This is a genomic window from Caldisalinibacter kiritimatiensis (assembly GCF_000387765.1).
Taxonomy (GTDB): domain Bacteria; phylum Bacillota; class Clostridia; order Tissierellales; family Caldisalinibacteraceae; genus Caldisalinibacter; species Caldisalinibacter kiritimatiensis.
The window spans coordinates 26,247-52,503 of sequence record NZ_ARZA01000203.1; the positions used below are offsets into that span (position 1 = coordinate 26,247).

A 26,257-nucleotide genomic window follows, 5' to 3' on the forward strand; every position below is an offset into this window, starting at 1 on the left:
ACATTTAGAATTGAAGTTCAAAGCTATTAAATAGACTAATAAGAGTCATAAAGAGAGGAAGTGTTATAATGGGAGATGACCAAAACAGTGTATTTAAAGCGAGAAATGGCTATGAAATGATCCTTGACACTTATAATAAAGAAAAATATCCTGTTATTGAGAATCAAACAAATGCTCTTGTTTTCCCTTGGAATATGCAAAGAGATGTTGATGCTATCGATTCAATGAGATTTAATACTACAACCACTGATAATACTGAAGAAAGAGGTATAGAAGGTATACCTGCAAGTCCTAAAAATAGAAACCCTAGAGAATATAGATAGGAAGTAGCTATGCTACTTCATGTGTCAGGTAATGATGCTTGGTATCTAATATTATATGAGAGGCAAAATAAGCCTCTCTTTTTTATGTTTTTGTCTGTCTCCTGAGAACTGTCCCCTGTCTCCTCTAAAAACATTCATACATTAACCAACTGTCGCATATTATATACTAGGTACTTATATGCACAAATATCTTAATAGGAGGAGATGATATGACAACTATGAAAGTACGAAAACTTGATATGATAAGCGGAGTAACAGAGTTCCAAATTTATAATCTATGTGATTATAATAATCAATGTAATAATTTCTTTAATAATATAACCCCAGATATAGTTATTAATCATAATATAAACTTCTTTTCATTTGACAATATAAGTGAAAATAAAAATACCAAAAATCTCATATCATTTAATAGTAATTAATTTTAAATAAAAAATTGTAGGATGAATATATTATTCACCCTACAATGCTCCTATATCTTTTCTATAATACATACCTTCAAAATTTATTTTTTCTATATTTCTATATGCTAATCTTCTAGCTTCCTCTAATGTATTAGCTAAAGCTGTTACAGCTAGAACTCTTCCTCCATTTGTAACTAAACTATCTTCTGTTTTTTTAGTTCCTCCATGGAATACAATTATATCTTTGTCCAGATTGTCTAATCCGCTTATTTCTTTACCTTTTTCATATTTTATAGGATATCCTTCCGAGGCTGTAATTACGGTTAAACACTTTTTTGATGTCCATTTTAAATCATCTTTGTCTAATACTCCGTCTATTACCTTTTCAAATATATCTACTATATCACTTTCTAGCCTTGGAAGTACAACCTCTGTTTCTGGGTCTCCCATTCGTACATTGAATTCTAATACCTTAGGTCCATTGTTAGTTATCATCAAACCGATAAAAAGAACTCCTTTAAATATCATATTTTCTTCTTTAAAACCCACTTTTAATGGTTCTAAAATTTCTTTTGTAATTTTATCCTTCAATTCCTCATCAAATATAGTATTTGGTGAAAAGCAACCCATACCTCCCGTATTAGGACCTTCATCATTATCATATATCTTCTTATAATCCCTAGCACTCTCCATTGGAACTATGTTTTCTCCATTTATTAAACATAACAATGATGCCTCTATACCTTCTAAGTACTCTTCTATAACTATTTTTTCCCCCGCTTCACCAAATTTTTTATTATTCATTAACTCTACTATTCCATTTTCTGCTTCTATTTCATTTTCACATATAAGTACACCTTTTCCACCAGCTAAACCATCAGCCTTTATAACTAATGGATAATCAAAATCCTTTAATCCTTCCATTGCCTTTTGAAAAGTTTCATAGGTTATATATTTAGCAGTAGGTATATTATATTTATCCATAAAATTTTTAGAATAAACTTTACTTCCTTCTAATCTTGCAGCTTTTTTATTTGGACCGAATATTTTCAATCCGTTTTCTTCAAATATATCAACTATTCCATCTACTAAAGGTGCTTCTGGACCAACAACTGTTAAATCTATCTGCTCTTTTAATGCAAAATTAAGTAACATATTTATATCATTAGCTCTAATGTTTATACACTCTGCTATCTTTTGTATACCTCCATTACCTGGAGCACAGTATATCTTTGAAACCCTATCACTTTGAGCTATTTTCCATACGAGTGCATGTTCCCTGGCACCGCTCCCTATAACTAGTACTTTCACAACAATCCCACCTTTGTTTAATGCTTAAAGTGTCTAATTCCTGTAAATACCATTGCTATACCATATTTGTTGGCAGCTTCTATTGATTCATTATCTCTAATAGAGCCTCCTGGCTGAATAATAGCAGTTACTCCTGCCTTAGCAGCAGCTTCTACACTATCTGAAAATGGGAAAAATGCATCTGATGCCATAACACTACCCTTAACCATTTCTCCTCCTTGCTTGATTGCATTCTCTAATGCCCATATTCTACTCACTTGGCCTGGCCCTACTGCTATTGTTGCTTTATCCTTTGCTAATACTATACCATTGGACTTTGCATTTTTTACTGCTTTCCATGCAAATATCAAGTCTTCCAGTTCTTTATCTGTAGGCTCTCTATCTGTTACTACTTTTAATTCATCTTTTAATAACATATTATCTCTATCTTGAATTAATAATCCTCCTAATACCTTTTTCATATCATAAGTCTTATAATCATTTTTCTTTATATCTTGAAGTTGTAAAATTCTTATATTCTTTTTAGACTTAAGTACTTCTAAAGCTTCTTTAGTATACGAAGGAGCAACTACTACTTCGATAAAGATTTTATTAATCATTTCAGCAGTTTCTTTATCTATTTCTTCATTGGCAGCTATTATACCACCGAATATTGAAAGCTTATCTGCTTCATATGCCTTCTGAAATGCTTCACTTATAGTCTCTGCAGTTCCTATCCCACAAGGATTTGCGTGTTTTACTGCTACAACTGTTGTTTCTTCATATTCCTTTAATATTTCTAATGCACCATTAGTATCGTTAATATTATTAAATGATAATTCTTTACCGTGTAACTGTACTGCATTAGAAAGAGTTCCTTCTGTTTCCTGTGTTTCTGTATAAAATGCAGCAGCTTGGTGAGGATTTTCTCCATATCTTAAATCCTGTCTCTTTTCATAGGTTAAAGTAAGTAATTCTGGCATTTCTATTCCAGCTATATCATTAAAATATTTTGATATAAGAGCGTCATAGTTGCTTGTATGCTGAAATACTTTAGCTGCTAAATATTTGTTAGTTTCTAATGATACTTTTCCATTGTCTTGTAGCTCCTTTATAATCTTGTCATAATCCCTTGGGTCTACAACTACTGAAACATATTTATAATTCTTTGCAGCTGCTCTCAACATAGATGGTCCACCAATATCTATGTTTTCTATTATTTCTTCATGGGTTACGTCTTTCTTTAATATAGTTTCCTTAAATGGATATAAATTATTTACAACCATGTCTATTGGTTTTATTCCAAGTTTATCCATGCCTTCAACATGTTCTTTATTATCCCTTATAGCTAATAGCCCACCATGAATTTTAGGGTGTAATGTCTTTACTCTCCCATCAAAACATTCTGGAAATTCTGTAACCTCTGATACATCTATAACGTCTATTCCTGCTTCAGTTAGTTTCCTAGCAGTACCTCCAGTAGATATAATTTCCCATCCTAATCCAACCAACTTTTTAGCAAATTCTACAACACCTGTTTTGTCATAAACGCTTATTAAAGCTCTTGGCATAACGAAATTACCTCCTTGTTCAGTTCTTAGTTGACAGTTCTTAGCTCTCAGCCCCTAGTTTGTGGTTCGTAGCCTGTAGTTCATATTTTATAACACAAACTGAAGACTTTTTTATTTCTAAAAATTCTTAAATCTTTTAACTACCAGCTAATATAGCTAAATTAATTTTAAATTTTACATTTTTAATTTTAAATTGCATTTACCACTAACTACTAACACTAACTTCCACTTTCCTGCCCTTTATCTTCAGCTTTCTATCACAATATAGCTTTACTGCTTCTGGCAAAATTTCATGTTCAATCTTTAATACCTTTTTCTGAAGTGTTTCTACTGTATCATTTGTATCTACATTAACCGTTTTCTGTAAAATAATAGGACCTGTATCTGTACCTTCATCTACAAAATGTACAGTAGCACCTGTAACCTTTACTCCATACTCTAATACTGCTTGATGTACTTTTTTTCCATAATATCCCTTACCACAAAAGCTAGGTATCAAAGATGGATGTATATTTATTATTCTGTTCTTATATTCCCTAACAAATTCATGACTTAATATTTTTAAATACCCTGCTAATACTACTAACTCTATATTCCTTTTCTTCAGTTCTTCAATTATCTTTCTATTGAATTCTAAATCACTATCGAATTCCTTCCTATTTATATATAGGCTATCTATTCCGTTGTTTTCTGCTCTTTTTAATCCATAGGCGTCTTTTTTGTTAGATATTACAACCTCTATTTTTCCATTTATATGTCCGTTTCTGGTATTGTCAATTAATGATTGTAGGTTTGTTCCGCTTCCAGATATAAGAACTCCTATTTTCGTTAATGACATAGTACTATGGCACCCTCTTCTTTAACTATTTCTCCAATTACATAACTCTTTTGTCCTTTTTTGTTTAAATATTCAACTACATTATAAGCTTGATCTTTACCTATAGCCATTACTAAACCTATACCCATGTTAAATGTTGAATACATTTCATCTATATCAATATTTCCTTCTTTTTTAATTAACTGAAATATAGGTGGTACTTCTATTACCTTTGTATTTATTTTAGCTGTCAATTCATTTGGTAACATTCTAGGTATATTTTCATTGAATCCTCCACCTGTTATATGACTAATTCCCTTTACATTAAATTTCCTTATTATATCATATACAGGATCTACGTAAATCCTAGTAGGAGTTAATAATTCTTCTCCAAGAGTTTTACCCAATTCTTCAATATGCTCATTAACTTTGTATTTCTTTATATCAAACAATACTTTTCTTACCAAAGAAAAGCCGTTACTATGAAGCCCACTAGAAGGTAATCCTATCAAAACATCTTCTTCTTCTATAGAACTACCATCTATGATATTATTTTTATCTACAATACCTACTGCAAATCCTGCCACATCGTATTCTCCGTCATTATAAAATCCCGGCATTTCCGCTGTTTCTCCTCCAATTAATGCAGCACCAGCTTTTATACATCCATTTGATATACCTTTTACTATACTGGAAGCTTTTTCAGGCTCTAGTTTTCCTGTTGCTATATAATCTAAAAAGAATAATGGTTTGGCTCCTTGGCACAGGATATCATTGACACACATAGCAACACAATCTTCTCCGATGGTGTCATGTTTATCCATCATAAAAGCTATTTTTAGCTTTGTTCCCACTCCATCTGTACCTGAAACCAATATAGGTTCATCATATGCATCTTTGTCTATTGAAAATAATCCTCCAAAATTACCAATATCAGATACTACTCCATCAGTAAATGTTTTCTTAACATATTGCTTCATTAATTTTACCGACTCATATCCAGCCTCTACATCTACTCCAGCCTCTTTATACGTAAGCTTTTTATTATCCATTCTTGTCACCTCAAAGTTATATATGATTTTGGAATTATAACCTCACAATTTTTATTAATTTAAAATTGAAAATTACAAGACAAGTGCTATTCGCCTTTCGCTGTTCGCTAATTTATACTACTCTATTCTCTAATCCATAATCCTTAATCTATAATCAATTTACTTATTTTCTCCAATTTGCTATGTGTGTGGACTTTTATATTTTTCTCAAATTAATTTATGAGCTACTCATTTTCTTATTCCTACTAACCACTTACCACTAACTACAAATCAAACGCCTTTTTTCACGCCCATTAATCCTCTATTACTCTACTACTCTATTCTCTCCTACTCTATTCTCTAATACTCTACTACTCTATTACTCTATTACTCTATTTCTTATTATCTCCATCTAACGGAACCTCCATAGGATAATCTCCATTAAAACATGCTAAACAAAATCCTTTGTCACAGCCTGTAGACTTTAATAATCCATCCATTGATATATAAGCAAGACTATCGGCGTTAATCATGTCCCTTATCTCTTCAACAGTTTTCGTTGCTCCTACAAGATATTTTCTATATGGAGTATCGATTCCAAAATAGCATGGATACTTAACAGGAGGAGATGTAACCCTAACATGAACCTCTTTAGCCCCTGCTTTTTTTAGCATGTTAACTAATCTTTTACTAGTAGTACCCCTAACTATGGAATCATCAACCATTACAACCCTTTTACCTTCAACATTTTCCTTTAATACATTAAGTTTAAGCTTTACTCCCTGCTCCCTTAATTCCTGTGTTGGCTGTATAAAAGTCCTACCAGCATATTTATTTTTTATTAAGCCTATACCATAAGGAATCCCTGACTCTTCTGCATAACCAATAGCTGCAGGAGTACCTGAGTCTGGCACAGATATTACAACATCTGCATCAACTGGAGCTTCCTTTGCTAAAATCCTTCCAGCTTCACTTCTTGCTAAATAAACGTTTATACCATCTATTGTACTATCAGGTCTTGCAAAATATATTAGTTCAAACATACATAAATTCTTTCTACACCATTTACTACTCTTGATACTCTTTAATTCATTATTTTCTATTATTACTATTTCTCCTGGTTCAACATCTCTAACAAATTCTGCTCCAACAGTATCTAATGCACAGGATTCAGAAGCTAATACATAACCGTCATCAAGCTTGCCTATACATAAAGGTCTCAATCCATATAAATCCCTTACACCTATAAGCTTGTTATCTGTCATTATCGCAAAAGCAAATGCTCCCTTTACTAGTTCCATAACTTTTTTTACCGACTTCACTATACCGTCTTTGTGATATCTAGCTAGTAGATTGGCAACAACTTCTGTATCTGTAGAAGTCTGAAATACTACACCTTCATCCTCTAGTATTTCTCTAAGTGCATCTGCATTTACTAAATTACCGTTGTGAGCTAATGCAATAGTTCCATTTTTATACTTAACTACTAACGGTTGAGCATTTTCAACATGACTTTCACCTGTTGTTGAATACCTAACATGTCCTATGCCTATATTCCCCTGTAGACTAGCCAAAATATCATCATTAAATATCTCTGATACTAGACCCATATCTTTATAATAATCTACTTCTTTATTATCACTTACGGCAATACCTGCACTTTCTTGTCCTCTATGTTGTAACGCATATAATCCAAAATATATAAGATTAGATACCTTCTCTTTATTCTCAGAATATACTCCAAAAACACCACATTCCTCTTTCAACTTATCATCAAGCCAAAACATAGTTTATCATCCTTCCAAAATTGTATATAACAGGTGCAGTTATCAGATTACAGTTGACGGTTAACAATAAAATACAAAACTTGTTTATATTTATTAACTAAACTATTACCAAATTTTTAATTGTTTTTTTGTAGCCTGCCTAGTACCTCTTCATATGCTGATATTACGTCCCCTAAATCTCTTCTAAATCTATCCTTGTCAAGCTTTTTATTATCTTCAGCATCCCATAACCTACATGTATCAGGGGATATTTCATCAGCCAATATAATTTTGTCATCAAATAACCCAAACTCTAATTTAAAGTCAATTAATCTTATTCCCTTTTCTTTAAAAAATTCAACTAATATCTCATTTATTAGAAAAGCATACTTTTTAATTACTTCTAATTGTTCCTCAGTAGCTAAATTTATTGCTTTTATATGATATTCATTTATCATTGGGTCGCCAAGCTCATCGTTTTTATAGCAAAACTCTAAAACTGTTGTATTTAATTGTGTTCCTTCCTCTAAACCTAATCTTTTTGCCAATGAACCTGCTGCAACGTTTCTTACTATTACTTCCAAAGGAAGTATTTTTACTGCTTTAACTAGCATTTCTCTATCACTTAAAAGCTCTTGAAAATGTGTTGGTATACCCTTTTCTTCTAACCTCTTGAAAAGCAATGCTGACATTTTATTGTTAATTACGCCTTTGCCAGTTATAGTCCCCTTCTTGACACCATTAAAGGCTGTAGCATCGTCTTTATATTCAACGATATATTTCTTTTCATTATCAGTTTTATAAACCTTTTTAGCTTTACCTTCATAAATCATTTCTTTTTTCAATTTACTTCCCCCTATTCATTTAAATAGTCTTTATATCCAATTTTCTCTAGTTTTTCAGCCTTTGTTAGTACATTTTTTTCTAACTCTTTTTTGTATTCTTTCACTTTATTTTGAATTTCTTTATTATTTATCCCTATAATTTGAGCAGCTAAAATCCCAGCATTCTTAGCTCCATTTATTGCAACCGTCGCAACTGGTACACCTCCAGGCATTTGAACAATAGAAAGTAGAGAATCCAATCCATTTAGTGAAGATGTTTTTACTGGTACTCCTATAACTGGTATTTCAGTAATAGAAGCTACCATACCCGGAAGATGTGCTGCTCCACCAGCACCTGCAATAATTACTTCTATACCCTTTGATTTAGCGTTCATTGCATATTCATATAGTCGTTTTGGTGTTCTATGAGCTGAAACTACGGTCAATTCATATCCTATGCCAAAGTCATCTAATATTTCTGCAGCTTTTTTCATTACTGGCAAATCTGAATCACTGCCCATTATTATTCCTATCTTCTTTTCATTCTTCATGATTATCTCCCTCCAGAGAAATTGCTCTTAACATTTTATTTACCTTCATAGCCTTTCCTAAAGCTTTTTCAATATCGTTATCAACTACCGTTATATGCCCCATCTTTCTAAAGGGCTTAATAGTTTTTTTGCCATAAATGTGAACATTTACACCAGATATTTTCATTACATCCTCAAGCCCTTTATAAAATGGATGTCCATATTCTCCCTCTTCTCCTAATATATTGACCATGACAGAAGGGATAATTAAATCAGCCCCTCCAAGGGGAAGATTACAAATAGCCCTAATATGCTGTTCAAATTGTGAAGTAATACAAGATTCTATTGTATGATGACCTGAATTATGAACCCTTGGCGCTATTTCATTTATTAATACTTTTTTATCCTTAGTTAAAAACATTTCTATTGCAAATACTCCGACTCCATTCAATAGCTCTATACAATTTATAGCGATTTCTTGAGCTTGCTCTGTTATATACCTTTCTATTCTTCCAGGTGAAATTATTTTGTCACAAATATTTTTATTTTCATCAAACATCATTTCTACTACAGGAAAAACCTTCACTTCTCCATTAATTCCCCTTGAAACAATAACTGAAAATTCCTTTTCAAACTCTACATACTTTTCGGCGAAGCTATCACATTCTAATGCACTATTAAAGTCTTTTTCACTTTTTATAACTTTAACTCCTCTGCCATCATACCCTCCAACACATGCCTTTTGAACAAAAGGAAAACCAAATTTTGATGCTATGTCGTTTAAATCTGAAATTTTTTCAAATTCCGATGTTGGTAGATTATTTTTTCTTAAAAACTCTTTTTGCACATATTTATTGTTTATAGTTTTTAATATTTTAGGATAAGGGTATATTTTATGACCTTCTTCCTCTAGACTGCATAGAATATCTGTATTTATATGCTCTATCTCATAGGTTGTGACATCACATTTTCTTACAATGTCGGATATTTTATCTTCATCGTATAAATCACCAACAATAATCTCATCTGCTATTTTAGCAGCAGGAGAATCGGCAGAAGGCGTCAATACACATACATAGAAATCCATTTTTTTCGCCTCTTGAATAAGCATTTTTCCCAGCTGCCCTCCACCAATTATTCCAACTCTAATATCATTTAAGTTCATGATTTCACCTCGTTAACTTATTTGCTATCTAACTTGTAAAGTATTTAATTCCTGCCTCAAATATCTTTTGGTCCTTATCTCCATCAACATTTTTATATAGATTATTTCCTATACGCTCTGAATGGCCCATTTTACCTAAAACTCTTCCATCTGGACTTGTAATTCCTTCTACTCCTTCAATTGAGCCATTAGGATTGAACTCTCCGTCATAACTAGGATTGCCTTCAAAATCTACATATTGCGTTGCTATTTGTCCATTCTCACTCATTTGTTTAATATACTTTTCATTAGCTACAAATCTTCCTTCACCGTGGGATACAGGAATAGTATGAATATCTCCGACTTTAACATTATTAAACCAAGGTGAAAGATTTGATACTACCTTTGTTCTAACCATCGTAGAAACATGTCGGCCTATCTTGTTAAAGGTTAAAGTAGGATAATCCTCTTTTATATCGACAATTTCACCAAATGGTACTAATCCAAGTTTTATTAACGCTTGGAATCCGTTACAAATCCCTAACATTAGTCCATCTCTATTTTTTAATAAATTCATTACTGCTTCCTTTATTCTTTCATTTCTAAAGACTGTAGCAATGAATTTACCTGACCCATCTGGTTCATCTCCAGCACTAAATCCACCTGCTAATGCTATAATTTGAGAGTTATTTATCATTTCAGCCATTTTATCAATGGATTCTTGTATATCCGATGGAGCTAAGTTTTTAAATACTAGAGTTTCAACCTGTCCTCCTGCTCTTTCAAAGGCTCTAGCAGTGTCATATTCACAGTTAGTTCCTGGGAATACTGGTATAAACACTCTAGGCTTTGCTATTTTTACAGAAGGCTTTACTTTATTACCTTTGTCATACAATACGTTTTTAGGTTTTCCGTCAAGATTTTTCTTTATTTCAAATACTTTATTTAAAGGTTTTTCCCATTCTTTTATTGACCATTCTAAATCTATTGTTATATTATTTACTTCAATAGCTTTTTTATCATTTGTATTACCTAATAGCTTATAGTCAATGTCTTCAAATAGTTTTTCTAAATCTTCTTTTTCCTCTATTTCTAACACTATTGAGCCATAATCTGGACTGAATAATTTCTTTAACTCCATATCCTTTGTAAAAGTAAATCCTATTTTATTTCCAAAGCACATTTTACTTATTGCTTCAGCTATACCACCAAATCCTACAGTATGTGCTGCTAATATCTTTTTATCTTTTATTAACTGATATATCTTTGAATAGTTCTTTTCTAATTTTTCAAAGTTAGGTAATCCATATTTGTCCCTTTCTGCCTGTAAAATAACAGCTTTACTGTTAACTTTCTTAAATTCAGGAGTTATTACATTTCTTGCATCCGCTGTATTTACTGCAAAGCTTACTAAAGTAGGGGGAACGTGTATATCCTTAAATGTACCTGACATACTATCTTTCCCACCTATGGCCGGAATTCCTAATTTATTTTGTACATAAAATGCTCCTAATAATGCACTAAATGGTTTACCCCATTTTTTCTTATCTTCACCTAATTTTTCAAAGTATTCCTGTAAAGTTAAACGTGTATTTTTATAATTTCCTCCCATAGCTACAACTTTAGCTATTGATTCAATTACTGCATATAATCCTCCATGGAAGGGACTCCATTTAGCTAATTTAGGATTATATCCATGGGTCATAATAGTACAAGTATTAGTTTCGCCTGATAACACAGGAATTTTAGCAGCCATACCCTCCGCTGGAGTAAGACCATATTTTCCTCCAAAAGGCATCACAACTGTTCCTGCTCCTATGGTACTATCAAACATTTCTACTAAACCTCTTTGTGCAGCAACATTAAGGTCTTTTAAGTTTTCAATCCATGCTTTTTTCAAGTCAACATTTAGATTTTCAATTACATCAGGCAACCTATCAAAATAATTGTCCTTTTCATTAGGATGAGCTACTAAAACCTTTGCCTGTCTTTTAACCCCATTAGTATCTAAAAACTCTCTATTGATATCTAAAATAGTTTTTCCTTGCCACATCATTTTTAATCTATTGTCATTTGTAACTTTTGCTACCACAGTAGCCTCTAAGTTTTCTTCCTTTGCATATGCTACAAAATCTTCTACATCTTTTTTATCTAAAACAACAGCCATACGTTCTTGAGACTCTGATATAGCAAGCTCTGTTCCATCTAATCCTTCATATTTTTTTGGTACTGCATTTAAATCTATCTCTAAACTATCAGCTAGTTCTCCAATAGCAACAGAAACTCCACCTGCTCCAAAGTCGTTACATTTTTTAATCATTGTACTTACCTTAGGATTTCTGAATAATCTCTGTATCTTTCTCTCTGTTGGAGGATTACCCTTCTGCACTTCTGCACCACAAGTTAATATTGACTCTTCTGTATGTGCCTTTGAGGAACCAGTTGCTCCTCCACAGCCATCTCTACCGGTTCTACCACCTACTAATAAAATCACATCTCCTGCTTCTGGCTTTTTCCTTACAACATTTTTTCTTGGTGCTGCCGCTATTACCGCTCCTATTTCCATTCTCTTAGCAATATAATTTTCATCGTAAATCTCAGCTACTTTTCCAGTTGCAAGTCCTATTTGATTTCCGTAGGAGCTATAACCATGGGCTGCTTCAGTAGTAATCTTTATCTGTGGTAGCTTTCCAGATAACGTATCCTCTACACTTGTTCTTGGGTCGCCACTACCTGTAACCCTCATAGCTTGATAAACATAGGCTCTACCTGATAGTGGGTCTCTAATAGCTCCCCCTAGACATGTTGCAGCTCCTCCAAAGGGCTCTATTTCAGTAGGATGATTGTGGGTTTCGTTTTTAAACATCACAAGCCATTCTTCGTCTTTTCCATCAACATCAACATTAACAATTATGCTAGCTGCATTTACTTCATCTGACACCTCTAAATCATTGAGTCTTCCTCTTTTTCTAAGTTCCTTCATTCCTATTGTTGCTATATCCATTAAACATATATCTTTTTCCTTATTTTCATATACGTATTCTCTAGACTTTAAATATTTATCGTATGCTTTTTTTATGGGTTCTATATATAATCCTTCTTCAAAGCTTATATCTTCTAATTGAGTTAAAAACGTAGTATGACGACAGTGATCTGACCAGTAAGTGTCGATAACTCTCATCTCTGTAATAGTAGGGTCTCTCTTTTCTGTATTTTTGAAATATTCTTGACAAAACTTTAAATCTTCAATGCTCATAGCTAATCCCATATCTTTTGCAAAGTCTATAAGCTCTTTATTAGACATGTCTATAAAACCATATAATACTGCCACATCCTTTGGAGCTTCGAATTCAGTATTCAATACGATAGGCTTTTGTAGTGAAGCTTCCCTTGAGTCGACAGGATTGATATAGTAGCTTTTTATTTTTCTTAATTCTTTCTCACTAATATCTCCCTGAAGTATAATAACCTTTGCTGTCTTTACTGTAGGGTTTTCATTTTGACTTAAGATTTGAATACATTGAGCTGCTGAATCTGCTCTTTGGTCATATTGTCCTGGAAGATATTCTACTGCAAAAATGTGTTCATTTTCTTTTACTTCTAGTTCTTCTTCATAAATTTTATCTACATTTAGCTCTGAAAATATAGTATCCCTTGCTTTTATATACACATTCTCAGAAACTCCTGATATATCATATCTATTTAGAACTCTTACATTCTCTAATCCTTTTATTTTTAAGTTTTGTTTTAAGTCTGAATATAAGTTTTTGGCTTCTATGTCAAAGCCTCGCTTCTTTTCCACGTATATTCTTCTAACCTTATCATTCAATTGAATTCACCACCCTATTTGTATCATTAATGTTACCTACTATATTATTTACTACATATCTAAATTTTAATTATAGAACAAAAGTCCGAATAGACTGTCTATTTCGGACTTTTGTCTTTTCTTAAACGTAGATAACTCTATCGCAAGAAAATCTACTGTATTTATTTTTAGTGGGGTAATATCGTAAATCTTAATATGAATAATACTGCAAGTATATAAATTGCTGGATGAACTTCTTTTCCTTTTCCTGTAACTAATTTAGTTAATGGATAGAAAATAAGTCCTGCAGCAATACCGTTAGCTATACTGTAGCTAAATGGCATGATAGCCATTGTTAAGAATGCTGGTAATGCTTCTGTAAAGTCTTCGAAATCTATATGCTTAACAGATGTCATCATTAATACTCCTACTACTATTAATGCAGGTGCAGTAGCTTCAGCTGGTACTATACCTACAAATGGTGCTAAGAATAATGATAAAATGAATAGTACACCTACAGTTACAGCTGTAAGTCCTGTTCTACCACCTTCACTTACTCCTGACGCACTTTCCACGTATGTTGTAGTTGTTGAAGTACCTATAAACGCTCCTATTGAAGTAGCAATAGCATCTGCAAATAATGCTTTGTTCATATTTTTAAGCTTTCCATTTTCATCAAGGAACCCAGCTTTTGCTCCTGTTCCTATTAAAGTTCCAACTGTATCGAACATATCAACTAAACTGAATGAAATTACTACTGTTATAACACTCATTAAAGCACCTAATAATGAAGCTTCTCCTAAGTTTAATAATCCTTTAAAATCCAATGCAAATAATGTTGGCTTTAAGCTAGGAATTGACCATGTAAAGTTATCTGGTACATTAGTTATACCAAATGGAATACCTAATAGTGTAGTAGCTACTATTCCAATTAAAATTGAACCTTTAACATTTCTTGACATTAAAACTCCTACAATTACTAATCCTATTAATGGTACTATTGCTTCTGGTTTTGTAAAATCTCCAAAGCTTACTAACGTAGCTGGATTACTTACTATAATATGTGCTTGTTTAAATCCAATTAATGCAATGAATAAACCAATACCTCCACCAATAGCTCTTTTAAGTGAATCTGGAATTGCATCAACTATAGCTTCTCTTAATCCTGTAATAGTAAGAACTATAAATAACATTCCTGAAATACATACAGCAGCTAGTGCTTCCTGCCAAGTATATCCTAATCCCATAACAACACTATAAGTAAAGAATGCATTAAGTCCCATACCTGGTGCTAATGCAAATGGTAGATTTGCGAAAAATCCCATGATAAATGTTCCGATTGCTGCAGCAATACATGTAGCTACGAATACAGCTCCTACTATCGGGTCTTCAAAACCTATACCTGCTGCTGCATCTCCCATTACTCCTTGTGTATTCATTCCTGCTAATTTTAATATATTAGGATTTACGAAAATAATGTAAGCCATAGTTACAAACGTTGTAATACCTGCCATAATTTCCGTTTTAACGTTTGTCCCATTTTCTTTAAGTTTAAAAATTGATGATTTTGATAATGATTCCATCTCTTTTTACCTCCTCTTTATTTTAAGTCTAAGCTCTAATAGGTTGTTATTTGTTAAGAAGTGGTTAATAATAAACTAAACATATATTATTGCATCTAAATATAATAAAGCCCGGTTCGGATAGGTATAAAACTATAAGTGAAACCTACCCGACCGGGCTTTTATCCCCACGGTGTAATATTACTAAAAAAGTAATACCTGTACCACTTGGACCAGTCGAGAAATACAAGTATATAAATAATAAAGATATTTCTCCGGAACCCTAGGTACACTTCCACTCATAGTCAAGTGATTTACGGTCACTTGGTAGAAACTTCTCGGCCATATTCCAAGAATTATATGAGCGACATATTAAGTTTTTGTATATTAATAGTAACAAAAACAAGTATTAGTGTCAACAGTTTTTTCGAATTTTTATTTAAAATTTTGTAATTAAGTTTGTTCTTTTCCGTATATTAATTTGTTATACATTCTCAAATGTTCGTTGTATTACAGTTTTATTTAATCTTTAATAATACTTTTTCCATTCTATCCATAGCTTCTTTTATATTGTCTAATGAATTAGAATAAGCTATTCTAATATTATTAGGAGCTTCAAATGCTATCCCTGGAACTACTGCTATATATGCTTCTTCTAATAGAAGGTCAGCTACATCTATTGAATTTCTAATCACTTCATCCTTATATCTTTTACCAAATAATTTTGATACATCTGGAAATAAGTAAAAAGCTCCCTTTACATCAGAACATTCAATAAGTTCTATATTATTTAATCTATCCAGTAAATATTTTCTTCTTTCATTATATTTATTGACCATATATTCTATATGAGCATCTGAATTCAATAAAGCTTCTACTGCTCCTCTTTGAGCAATAGAATTAGTCCCTGATGTCATATGTCCTTGAAGAGCAGCCATTCCTTCTATTACTTCTTTAGGCCCTAGTGCATATCCTAAACGCCATCCAGTCATTGCAAACGCCTTTGAAAAGCCGTTTATAGTAATAGTTCTCTCTTTAACTTCTGGTGCTAATGATGCTATAGATATATGTTCGGCATTATCATAAACTAATTTTTCATAGATTTCATCGGAAATAATATAAAAATTATACTTAACTGCTAATTGTGCTAACTTTTCTAATAATTTTTTAGGATAAACTGCTCCTGTTGGGTTATTTGGCGTATTTATTAATATAGCTTTAGTTTTTTCTGTTATAGCTTTTTCTATCTTTTTTATATCTGGTAAAAATCCTTTTTTTTCATTTGTTTCAATTAAAACAGGCTTAGCTTCAGCTAATTTCACCATTTCCACATAGCTTACCCAGCAAGGAGTGAGAAGTATTACTTCATCTCCTTTATCGCATAGAGTAAGAAGTGAATTTGTAAGGGCCTGTTTTGCTCCAAAAGTTACTACTACTTCATCAGATGTATAGTCTATGTTATTTTCCTTCTTTAGTTTTTCACATATCCCTTCCCTTAATTCATATATCCCAGATACCATTGTGTATTTTGTAAAGCCACCGTCTAATGCTTTTTTGGCAGCTTCTTTTATATTCTTAGGCGTATCAAAGTCTGGCTCACCTATATTTAAGCTAATAACATCTATTCCCCTTCTCTTTAGTTCAGCTAATTTGTCTGTAAGCTGAACGGTCATAGAAGGTTTCATATTCCTTATTCTTTCACTTAACAATCCCAATCCCCCTGCTTAATAAAATTAAAAATTTAAAATGTATTATCTTACTCCCACTCAATGGTAGCAGGTGGTTTAGAAGTTATATCATATACCACCCTATTTACATGCTCTACATTATTAACTATTCTGTTTGAAATCTTTTCTAATACATCAAAAGGTATTCTAGCCCAATCTGCTGTCATACCGTCTGTACTAGTTACTGCACGAAGAGCTATTGTATAACAATAAGTTCTCTCGTCTCCCATTACTCCTACACTTTTTATGTCCGGTAATGCTGCAAAGTATTGCCAAATCTTGTCATTTAGTCCTGCTTTCTTTATCTCTTCTCTAAATATCCAGTCAGCTTCTCTAACTATTTCTAATTTTTCTTCAGTAATTTCTCCTAAAACTCTTATTGCTAATCCTGGCCCTGGGAAAGGCTGTCTATATACAATCTGATTTGGAATGTTCAATTCTTTTCCTACTTTTCTTACTTCATCTTTAAATAGCTGCCTTAATGGCTCTATTATTTCAAAATCTACATCTTCTGGGAGTCCACCTACATTATGATGACTTTTTATAACTGATGCTTTATCTGTTCCACTTTCGATTACATCTGGATATATAGTTCCTTGAACTAAATAGTCTATTTCTCCCAGCTTAGCCTTTTCTTCTTCGAATACTCTAATAAACTCTTCTCCTATAATCTTTCTCTTTTTCTCTGGGTCAGTTACTCCCTTTAATTTGCTTAAAAATCTATCCTTAGCATCAACTCTTATTAAATTCATATTAAACTTTTCTTTAAATATTCCTTCAACTTGGTCAGCCTCATTTTTTCTAAGAAGGCCATGGTCTACAAATATACAAGTTAAATTTGAACCAATAGCCTTGTGCACTAAAACAGCTGCTACTGAAGAATCAACTCCTCCAGAAAGGGCGCATATAGCTTTTTTGTCTCCTATTTCTTCTCTTATCTTTTGTATAGTTTCTTCAGCAAAATCTCCCATATTCCAATCTGGAGTTATATTACATACTTCATATAAAAAGTTTTTAATCATATCTTTACCCTTTTGAGTGTGCTCTACCTCTGGATGGAACTGTACTGCGTATAACTTTTTCTCCTGGTTTTTCATAGCCGCTACAGGACAAGAATCTGTCTTTGCAGTAATTTCAAAACCTTCTGGAATTTGTTCTATGAAATCAGTATGACTCATCCAGCATGAAATATTGTCATCAATATTTTTAAATACTCCCGTATCATTGATAATTTCTAGCTCAGCTTTACCATATTCCCTTTCTTCAGCTCTACTTACTTTACCTTCAAAGCTTTGAGCCATCAATTGTCCACCATAACAAATACCTAGTATTGGAATATTCAACTCAAAAACTTCTTTGCTACATCTAGGTGCATCTTCAGCATATACGCTAGCTGGACCACCTGAAAATATTATTCCTTTAGGTGCTTTTTCTTTTATTTTTTCTACTGGATAGTCATATGGCACTATCTCACAATATATATTAGCTTCTCTTACTCTTCTTGCTATTAATTGACTATATTGTCCACCAAAATCTAATATTAGCACTAAATTGCTCATCCAGCATCCTCCTCATCTATTAGCTCTTAGTTATTAGTTCTTGGCTCTTAGCTCTCCGTTCTTAAGTCTTAGGACTACTAACACATATTCTACGTCAACTTGTACGTTTTTCCGTTTTCGCCATTCGCTATTAGCTAAAAACATAATATATTCTGTTATTGGGGGACGCCCACGTCCCTCAATTAGTCATTTAGTCCATTTTACATTTTCAATTTTAAATTTCTAGATTCTATCTCTCACTATAGTTTGGTGCTTCTTTAGTTATATGAATATCGTGTGGATGACTTTCAATTAATCCAGCATTTGTTATCTTAATAAATTGTGCTTTTTCTTGAAGGTCTTTGATAGTAGCCGCTCCACAATAGCCCATACCTGATCTAATTCCTCCAACTAATTGGTATATTGTATCACTTAACGGTCCTCTGTAAGGTACTCTTCCTTCAACACCTTCTGGTACTAATTTTTTACTATCTTCTTGGAAGTATCTATCTTTACTACCTTTTTGCATAGCTCCAATTGAGCCCATTCCTCTATATACCTTAAATCTTCTTCCTTGATAAAGTTCAGTTTCTCCTGGACTCTCTTCTGTTCCTGCAAGTAATGAACCTATCATTACTACATCAGCTCCTGCCGCTATTGCCTTGGCAATATCTCCAGAAAACTTAATACCTCCGTCACCTATAATTGGTATATCATACTTTTTCCCTACTTGTGCACAATTATATATTGCTGTTAGCTGTGGCACACCTACCCCTGCTACTACTCTAGTAGTACAAATTGAACCAGGACCGATACCTACTTTAACAGCATCTGCTCCAGCTTTGATTAAATCTTCAGTTGCTTCTTTAGTGGCTACATTACCTGCTATTAACTGTAGTTCTGGAAATTCTCCTTTAATCTTTTCAACGGCTTTTAATACTCCTTTAGAATGTCCATGAGCTGTATCTATTACCACCACGTCTACTTTAGCATTTACTAAAGCTCTAACCCTTTCTACCATATCCTTAGTAATTCCTACTGCTGCTCCTGCTAATAATCTACCGTTAGCATCCTTGGCTGCATTTGGATATTGTATTGATTTTTCAATATCTTTGATTGTTATAAGTCCAGAAAGTCTACCATTTTCATCGATTAAAGGTAATTTTTCTATTTTAAATTTTTTCATTGTTTCTAATGCTTCATCCATTGATATATCTTTATTTGCTGTTACTAAACTTTCTTTAGTCATAACTTCTTCAATTTTTTTAGAAGTATCTGTTTCAAATCTTATATCCCTATTTGTTATTATTCCAACTAACCTATTTTCATTATCAGTTATTGGTACCCCTGAAATATGATATCTTTCCATTAACTCTAATGCATCTGAAACATTATGCATCGGTGATAAGAAAAATGGGTCTGTAATAACACCATGCTCTGACCTTTTAACTTTATCTACTTCTAAAGCCTGTTCTTCAATAGACATGTTTTTGTGTATAATACCTATTCCGCCTTCTCTAGCCATTGCTATAGCCATTCTACCCTCTGTAACTGTATCCATACCTGCACTCATTATAGGTATATTAAGATTTATTTTCTTAGTAAGTCTAGTTCTGATTTTTACATCTTTAGGTAAAACTTCAGATTTAGCCGGTACTAACAACACATCATCAAATGTTAATCCTTCACCTAAAAACTTTTCCATTATACTAACTCCCCTTTCATTTATTCAACTAATAAATTACTTTAATAATTTATGCAATACTGTTCTAACTCACAGTTGATAGCTTTTAGTTTATAGTTTGTAGTTAAAAAAAACACACAAATTCTTTGAGTGAATTTGTGTGTTTTAGACAGTAATACAACAACATCCCAAGTAGATATAAAAACACTTAGGTTCTTTACAAATCCACTCATAGTCAAGTGATTTACGGTCACTCGGTAGAAACTTCTCAGCCATATTCCGAGAATTATATGAGGGTCGTTTTATTTAGTTCTTAACTCTTGGCTCTTAGTTTTTAGTATTTAGTTTATAACACATAGAAGATTATTTTCAGTTTCATCTTATAGATTAGTAAATAATCTTCGTTATGTGTTGCATAAAAGTCATCCTCTAATGTAACGTCTTTATTTAAATTGAAGACTTTTTTATAAGTTAACAAAACTAAAACTATTTGTCAAGAATAAACATTAAATACTTTGTAAATATTTCTTAACATATTCTTGCAAGTCTTGGTAAACCTTTTCTACAGAAGTATTAAATCCTTTTGCAATTTCCTTACATTCATTATAGTCAGGTTCATAGTCAACTAATATTCCATTGTTAAAAAATAATTTTATAGTTGCATTACCATACTTTGTTTTAATTTTTAATAATTTCTCTTTCAATCATAACACCTCAAAAACATTACACAAATTTACAAATTGAACTATATTATTGCCTTGTAACTCAGTTTTTTCTTGCTATATTGATATAAATATTATGACATAATATTAGTATAGAAATAATAATTTTTTATTAAACATTTCCTAAAAATAGACTATTACTATGTTTGGAGGTTATATAATGAAGTACTCTTCCAAAGATAAGAACCTTGACAAACAGACTCTCTCATTTATTCAAAATCAGTTAAATTATGAAAACCTACTATACAAAAAATATTTAGCTTATAGTGATATGTGCCTTGACAATGAACTAAAAACTATATGTTATAAAGCAAGTAAAAGACATAAGGAAAATTATAATAATCTTATATCCTACTTAGAAAACTGCTGAGTTTTTTTAGGTACTTAGTACTTGTTACTGAAAAAAATTGAACAAAGTCGACTTCCAAGAAAGCAACAACGTCTTCTTAGTTATTAACTCTTGGATATAAACTTTAAAAAATAAGGAGGCACTTCCTATGGTCTTTAATAAATACTTAACTGAAAGAGAACTTCTATCAGACCTTATGACCTCAGAAAAAGAATTATCTAATCTTTACAATGATGCATTAACCAAATCATGCTCACCGTTGCTTAAACAAACATTATCTCAATGCTTTTTTAATACCTTAGATATACAGTCTTCGATACATCATGCCAATAACATAAGAGGTTGGAACAATGCCAGAAAGACTACTGAAAAAGATATAAGCAATATTGTAAGGCATTTTAAATATAAGAAGTATTACTAAAGCCGATTTTGGCTATTGGCTTAAAGAACAGAGTGTAGGGGATAGATAATAAGGAATAGAAAAAAGTGGCCAAAATGGCCACTTTCTTTATTACATCATTCCTGGCATTCCGCCACCCATTCCTGGCATTCCTGCACCAGCTGCTGCTGCATCATTTTCTTCTTCAATATCAGCTACTGCACTTTCAGTTGTTAATACCATAGCAGCTACTGAAGCAGCATTTTGAAGAGCTGATCTTGTAACTTTAGTTGGGTCTACGATACCAGCTTCAATCATATTTACATATTTTTCATTTAATGCGTCAAATCCAACTTCTTTTTCGCTATTCTTAACTTTTTCTACTATAACAGAACCTTCTAATCCAGCATTTGCAGCTATTTGTCTTACTGGTTCTTCTAACGCTCTTAATACTATCTTAGCTCCTGTTCTTTCATCTCCTTCAAGAGTTTCAAGTAATTTTTCAACTGCTGGAATTGTATTTACTAGAGCAGTTCCTCCACCTGGTACAATTCCTTCTTCAACTGCAGCTCTTGTAGCAGCTAAAGCATCTTCTATTCTTAATTTTCTTTCTTTCATTTCAGTTTCTGTTGCTGCACCAACTTCAATTACTGCAACTCCACCTGAAAGCTTAGCTAATCTTTCTTGTAATTTTTCTTTATCGAATTCTGAAGTTGTTTCTTCAATTTGAGCTTTTATTTGTCTTACTCTATCTTCAATTGCATTTTCGTCTCCAGCCCCGTTAACTATAGTTGTATTTTCTTTTTCAACTTTTACTGTACGAGCTGTACCTAACATGTCTAATGTAGCTTCTTTTAAATCATATCCTAATTCTTCTGAAATAACTTCTCCACCTGTTAAGATAGCAATATCTCTTAACATTTCTTTTCTTCTGTCTCCGAATCCTGGAGCTTTAACAGCAACACAGTTGAATGTTCCTCTTAATTTGTTTACAACTAATGTAGCTAATGCTTCACCTTCTACATCTTCAGCTATAATTAATAATTGTTTTCCTTGTTGTACTATCTTTTCTAATACTGGTAATATATCTTGAATATTTGTTATTTTCTTATCTGTAATTAAGATATATGGATCTTCTAAAACAGCTTCCATTTTCTCAGTATCAGTTGCCATGTATGGTGATAAGTATCCTCTATCAAATTGCATACCTTCAACTACTTCTAAAGTAGTTCCCATTGATTTTGATTCTTCAACAGTAATAACTCCGTCTTTTCCTACTTTCTCCATAGCTTCTGCTATTAATTTTCCTATTTCTTCATCTGCAGCTGAAATTGAAGCAACTTGTGCAATAGCTTCTTTGCTATCTATTGCTTTTGAGAATGACTTGATTTCTTCTACTGCTGCATCTACAGCTTTATGTATCCCTTTTCTTAAAATCATTGGGTTAGCACCAGCTGCTACGTTCTTTAATCCTTCTCCAATCATTGATTGTGCTAAAACTGTAGCTGTAGTAGTACCGTCTCCAGCAACATCATTAGTTTTAGTAGCTACTTCTTTAACTAATTGAGCTCCCATGTTTTCATATGGGTCTTTTAATTCTATCTCTCTAGCTATTGTAACACCATCATTCGTAATAAGTGGTGTACCAAATTTTTTATCTAAAACAACATTTCTTCCCTTTGGTCCTAATGTTACTTTAACAGTATCAGCTAGTTTGTTAATTCCTTTTTCCATAGCACGACGTGCTTCTTCTGCAAACTTAATTTGCTTAGCCATTATTTATTCACTCCTTTAATTAATTTTTTCTGTTATATCCAGTATTAAATATGTGATTAACTTTCTTTTATACTATTCTACTACTGCTAAAATATCGTTTAATTTTAAGATTGTATACTCTTCTCCATCTAATTTTACTTCTGTACCTGCAAATTTAGAGAAAATAACTCTGTCTCCAACTTTTATTTCTTCTTTTTTCTTTTCGTCATTAGCGATAGTTGGTCCTACTGCAACTACTTCTGCCATTTGAGGTTTTTCCTTAGCTGTGTTAGGTAATACTATTCCACTTTTTGTCTTTTCTTCAGCTTCTAACTTTTTGATAACTACTCTGTCTCCTAATGGTTTAATATTCATTTGATTACCCTCCTTGTATATTATATTTATATTAAATTTTATTACTTGCTTTTGTTAGCACTCTCTTTCAATGAGTGCTAACACTACATTTACTATGTTATATAATACATTATATGGAATCAAATATTATAATAGAGTAAATTTACCCATAATTAGTTTATATTTCGGATTATTCTAATATTTATTATTATATCGTTTATTATCACGTTTTTTCTTTTATTTTCATCAATTGCTATAATAGGGTAAAGAAGCGTGCAAATAAACGTGCTAAATGACGTAAAAGATGACGTTCTAACTGACGTACTTAAAAACGTATAAAACAAAATCGACTTCGTCGATTTGTTAGTTAGTAGCTTTTTACTTAGTTCTTAGCTCTCAGTTCTTGAAAAAAAAATGAAAAGCTTTTTAAATCTAGTATTTAGCTATTCGCTTTTTGTCATTGACTATTGCTGGAGTTTTCCATAAAATAATTTCAGTTTTTCAATTTCCCCTAACTCTATTCTCTAATACTCTAATCTCTACCCTCTATTACCCTAATCTATAATCCAAAGTAATGTAACTACATGGTAAATCAATGGTATAAAAACTGCTGGAAGCATATTACCTATTTTTATTTTCTTTATTTCAAGAATATTTATACCTATTCCCATTATTAAAATTCCACCTACTGCAGACATTTCTATTATAACTGAGTCTACCAATATAGTCTTTACTAGTGAAGCTGTAATAGTTATCATTCCTTGATATATAAACACTGATATAGATGAAAAAATAACTCCAATACCTAATGTAGATGCAAATATTATTGAAGATATTCCGTCTAATATGGATTTTACAAAAAGAGTTTGATGATTACCTGTAAGTCCACTTTCTAATGCACCTACTATAGCCATAGCACCTATACAATATACCAAAGAGGCAGTAACAAACCCCTTAGAAAAATTCGTATTAGTTTTCCCCACTTTTCCCTCGATCCAATTACCAAGTCTATCTAGATTATACTCAATACTCATAGCCTCACCTATAACACTACCAATTACTATACTAATTATTACTAATAATACATTTTCACTCTTCAATGCTCCCATTAATCCTATAACTATAACTGTGAGTCCTAATCCTTGCATTATTGTTTCTTTATATTTGTCCTTTATACCATGCTTTAGAAAATATCCTATAATTCCACCTATGATGATAGCTATACTGTTTACAATAGTTCCTAGCATATTAAAAGCCCCCTTATAGCAGTTCGTAGTTCTTAGCTTCTTGCCCTTAGGAAATAATAAATATAAAATTACACACCTTACCCCACAATGAATTGTGGGCTACATCAAATTCTTCAATATGAATGTTTTTTATTTTTATAGCTTATTAATTCTCAATTATATTTCTTCCTCCCTATTCCATTTTCTCTTGCATAATAAAATAGATACTGTTGAGCAAATCCACTATATTCTCCAAATTTATTTTCTGCATATTCCTGAATATCCTTTATTTTAGTATCCTTTTTAAAGTAAAAATGCTCCATCACTCTTTTTACCCATACATCAACTGGAAAAGAATCGTGTTTATCCATAGAAAATAGCATTATACAGTGTGCTACTTTAGGGCCAACTCCTGATAAAAGCATTAATTCCTTTCTAGCTGAATCGGTAGAAAGATTCTTTATTCTATATATATCCATTTGCCTATTGGCTACTATAGCTGCAGTCGTTGCAATATATTTAGCTCTATATCCTACACCACAGTCCTCAATTTCGTCTATGGATAGTTTACTTAACACATCAGGTTTAGGAAAGCTATAATGTTTCTTTCCTCTATATTCTTCTATAAACTCTCCATATTTCTCACTTAAGGTCTCAATAGCCTTTTTAATCATAGGTATCCTATTATTAGCGGATATAATGAAAGATATAACTGTTTCCCATACGTCCTGCTTTAATATTCTTATTCCATGACCAAAATCCATAGCTTCTTTTAATACTTTATCATTTGATAATTTACTTTTTATCTTTCCATAGTCCCTATTTAAATCGAAATAGTTTTTCCAAATCTTTTCAATATCTTTAATGTTAGTATTAGAAAGTATAATATCATTGCTATCCTTTTTTACGTTTATAACTCTATCATAAGCTACTCCTGTATAACTTCCATCACTTTCTTCATTCCATCTAAAACACTGTCCACACTCAAAAACGTGTTTAGGCTCGAAATCGTATATATCCTTAATAATTATCTTATCTCCTTCTTCAATAATTCTGTATTCCATTAATTAAATCCTCCTTATAAAATGTAAACTATCGTTTAATATAAATATAACCTTTACTGAAAGTGATTAAACAAAAATCGACTTCGTCGATTTTATTAGTTAGTGGTTAGTAGTAAGTAGTTAGTAGCTTTTTTCAAGTCTTGGTGCCTAGCTCTTAGTTCTTAGGTTTTCGTCAGATACTCTTGGGTCTTTACAATTATTTTCCCTACACTTTCCCCATATATAGCTGCAACATAGAGTATAGTCACTTTTTAGCTATCCGCAGTTCGCCTTTCGCTTTTCGATGCTAATTTGAGTAATATTTTTCACAAAATAATAGTTGAATGATTTTTGTATACAATATATAATATTTATACGCTCCTTTTTTTAAAAACTAAAAAAGAGAACCC

At 32.1% G+C, this 26,257-nt stretch carries 21 protein-coding genes and 2 riboswitches; of the genes, 3 read left to right on the forward strand and 18 right to left on the reverse strand.

Annotated features, from left to right (window positions below; translation table 11 throughout):
* The first annotated feature begins 68 nt into the window (after positions 1–68).
* Both L21TH_RS09010 and L21TH_RS09015 read left to right on the forward strand, forming a co-directional pair.
* A complete protein-coding gene (locus L21TH_RS09010; protein ID WP_006314499.1) occupies positions 69–323 on the forward strand; it encodes a hypothetical protein in 255 nt (84 codons plus the stop codon).
* A gap of 209 nt (positions 324–532) precedes the next feature.
* A complete protein-coding gene (locus tag L21TH_RS09015; protein WP_034429824.1) occupies positions 533–745 on the forward strand; it encodes a hypothetical protein in 213 nt (70 codons plus the stop codon).
* Between the two features lie 39 nt (positions 746–784).
* On the opposite strand, the gene purD is transcribed toward L21TH_RS09015, so the two are convergent.
* The 14 genes from purD to L21TH_RS09085 all read right to left on the reverse strand — a co-directional run bounded on the left by purD (position 785) and on the right by L21TH_RS09085 (position 20,723).
* Positions 785–2,038 carry a phosphoribosylamine--glycine ligase gene (purD, locus tag L21TH_RS09020; RefSeq protein ID WP_006314501.1) on the reverse strand — a complete coding sequence of 418 codons (1,254 nt, stop codon included), beginning with the start codon at positions 2,036–2,038 and terminating at the stop codon, positions 785–787.
* A 17-nt stretch (positions 2,039–2,055) separates the two neighbouring features.
* Complete coding sequence (gene purH, locus L21TH_RS09025) at positions 2,056–3,588, reverse strand: bifunctional phosphoribosylaminoimidazolecarboxamide formyltransferase/IMP cyclohydrolase (protein WP_006314502.1); 1,533 nt, start codon at positions 3,586–3,588, stop codon at positions 2,056–2,058.
* A 205-nt stretch (positions 3,589–3,793) separates the two neighbouring features.
* Complete coding sequence (purN, locus tag L21TH_RS09030) at positions 3,794–4,426, reverse strand: phosphoribosylglycinamide formyltransferase (protein WP_006314504.1); 633 nt, start codon at positions 4,424–4,426, stop codon at positions 3,794–3,796.
* Positions 4,417–5,457 (reverse strand): phosphoribosylformylglycinamidine cyclo-ligase, encoded by a 1,041-nt coding sequence (purM, locus tag L21TH_RS09035; RefSeq protein ID WP_006314505.1) that lies wholly within the window; start codon positions 5,455–5,457, stop codon positions 4,417–4,419. The genes purN and purM overlap by 10 nt, the downstream gene beginning before the upstream one ends.
* Positions 5,458–5,828: 371 nt before the next feature.
* Positions 5,829–7,223: an amidophosphoribosyltransferase gene (gene purF, locus L21TH_RS09040; RefSeq protein WP_006314507.1), complete on the reverse strand. Its 1,395-nt coding sequence runs from the start codon at positions 7,221–7,223 to the stop codon at positions 5,829–5,831.
* Between the two features lie 116 nt (positions 7,224–7,339).
* Positions 7,340–8,047: a phosphoribosylaminoimidazolesuccinocarboxamide synthase gene (purC, locus tag L21TH_RS09045; RefSeq protein ID WP_006314509.1), complete on the reverse strand. Its 708-nt coding sequence runs from the start codon at positions 8,045–8,047 to the stop codon at positions 7,340–7,342.
* An 11-nt stretch (positions 8,048–8,058) separates the two neighbouring features.
* Positions 8,059–8,577 (reverse strand): 5-(carboxyamino)imidazole ribonucleotide mutase, encoded by a 519-nt coding sequence (gene purE, locus L21TH_RS09050; protein ID WP_006314511.1) that lies wholly within the window; start codon positions 8,575–8,577, stop codon positions 8,059–8,061.
* Complete coding sequence (locus L21TH_RS09055; protein ID WP_006314513.1) at positions 8,567–9,721, reverse strand: 5-(carboxyamino)imidazole ribonucleotide synthase; 1,155 nt, start codon at positions 9,719–9,721, stop codon at positions 8,567–8,569. The genes purE and L21TH_RS09055 overlap by 11 nt, the downstream gene beginning before the upstream one ends.
* Positions 9,722–9,749: 28 nt before the next feature.
* Entirely contained in the window at positions 9,750–13,529 is a 3,780-nt protein-coding gene (locus tag L21TH_RS09060; RefSeq protein ID WP_006314514.1) for a phosphoribosylformylglycinamidine synthase, read from the reverse strand.
* A 167-nt stretch (positions 13,530–13,696) separates the two neighbouring features.
* Entirely contained in the window at positions 13,697–15,091 is a 1,395-nt protein-coding gene (locus L21TH_RS09065) for an NCS2 family permease (RefSeq protein WP_006314516.1), read from the reverse strand.
* A 261-nt stretch (positions 15,092–15,352) separates the two neighbouring features.
* Positions 15,353–15,454, reverse strand: a riboswitch (purine riboswitch).
* A 134-nt stretch (positions 15,455–15,588) separates the two neighbouring features.
* The gene (locus L21TH_RS09070; RefSeq protein WP_006314518.1) at positions 15,589–16,779 is read right to left on the reverse strand and encodes a pyridoxal phosphate-dependent aminotransferase; all 1,191 of its coding nucleotides are present in this window, start codon (positions 16,777–16,779) and stop codon (positions 15,589–15,591) included.
* A 47-nt stretch (positions 16,780–16,826) separates the two neighbouring features.
* A complete protein-coding gene (gene guaA, locus L21TH_RS09075) occupies positions 16,827–18,356 on the reverse strand; it encodes a glutamine-hydrolyzing GMP synthase (protein ID WP_006314520.1) in 1,530 nt (509 codons plus the stop codon).
* 229 nt (positions 18,357–18,585) lie between these two features.
* A complete protein-coding gene (gene guaB, locus L21TH_RS09080) occupies positions 18,586–20,040 on the reverse strand; it encodes an IMP dehydrogenase (RefSeq protein WP_006314522.1) in 1,455 nt (484 codons plus the stop codon).
* A 191-nt stretch (positions 20,041–20,231) separates the two neighbouring features.
* Positions 20,232–20,333: riboswitch (purine riboswitch) on the reverse strand.
* A gap of 192 nt (positions 20,334–20,525) precedes the next feature.
* Entirely contained in the window at positions 20,526–20,723 is a 198-nt protein-coding gene (locus L21TH_RS09085; RefSeq protein WP_006314524.1) for a hypothetical protein, read from the reverse strand.
* 515 nt (positions 20,724–21,238) lie between these two features.
* On the opposite strand from L21TH_RS09085, the gene L21TH_RS09095 reads away from it, so the two are divergent.
* Entirely contained in the window at positions 21,239–21,511 is a 273-nt protein-coding gene (locus L21TH_RS09095) for a spore coat protein (RefSeq protein WP_034429829.1), read from the forward strand.
* A 90-nt stretch (positions 21,512–21,601) separates the two neighbouring features.
* On the opposite strand, the gene groL is transcribed toward L21TH_RS09095, so the two are convergent.
* The 4 genes from groL to L21TH_RS09115 all read right to left on the reverse strand — a co-directional run bounded on the left by groL (position 21,602) and on the right by L21TH_RS09115 (position 25,868).
* The gene (gene groL / locus L21TH_RS09100; protein ID WP_006314526.1) at positions 21,602–23,245 is read right to left on the reverse strand and encodes a chaperonin GroEL; all 1,644 of its coding nucleotides are present in this window, start codon (positions 23,243–23,245) and stop codon (positions 21,602–21,604) included.
* 72 nt (positions 23,246–23,317) lie between these two features.
* Positions 23,318–23,599: a co-chaperone GroES gene (gene groES / locus L21TH_RS09105; RefSeq protein ID WP_006314527.1), complete on the reverse strand. Its 282-nt coding sequence runs from the start codon at positions 23,597–23,599 to the stop codon at positions 23,318–23,320.
* A 533-nt stretch (positions 23,600–24,132) separates the two neighbouring features.
* Positions 24,133–24,825, reverse strand: coding sequence for a DUF554 domain-containing protein (locus L21TH_RS09110; RefSeq protein WP_006314530.1), 693 nt, complete (start codon positions 24,823–24,825; stop codon positions 24,133–24,135).
* A 152-nt stretch (positions 24,826–24,977) separates the two neighbouring features.
* On the reverse strand, positions 24,978–25,868 hold the full coding sequence (locus L21TH_RS09115; protein ID WP_006314532.1) for a DNA-3-methyladenine glycosylase family protein: 891 nt from the start codon (positions 25,866–25,868) through the stop codon (positions 24,978–24,980).
* Between the last annotated feature and the right edge of the window lie 389 nt (positions 25,869–26,257).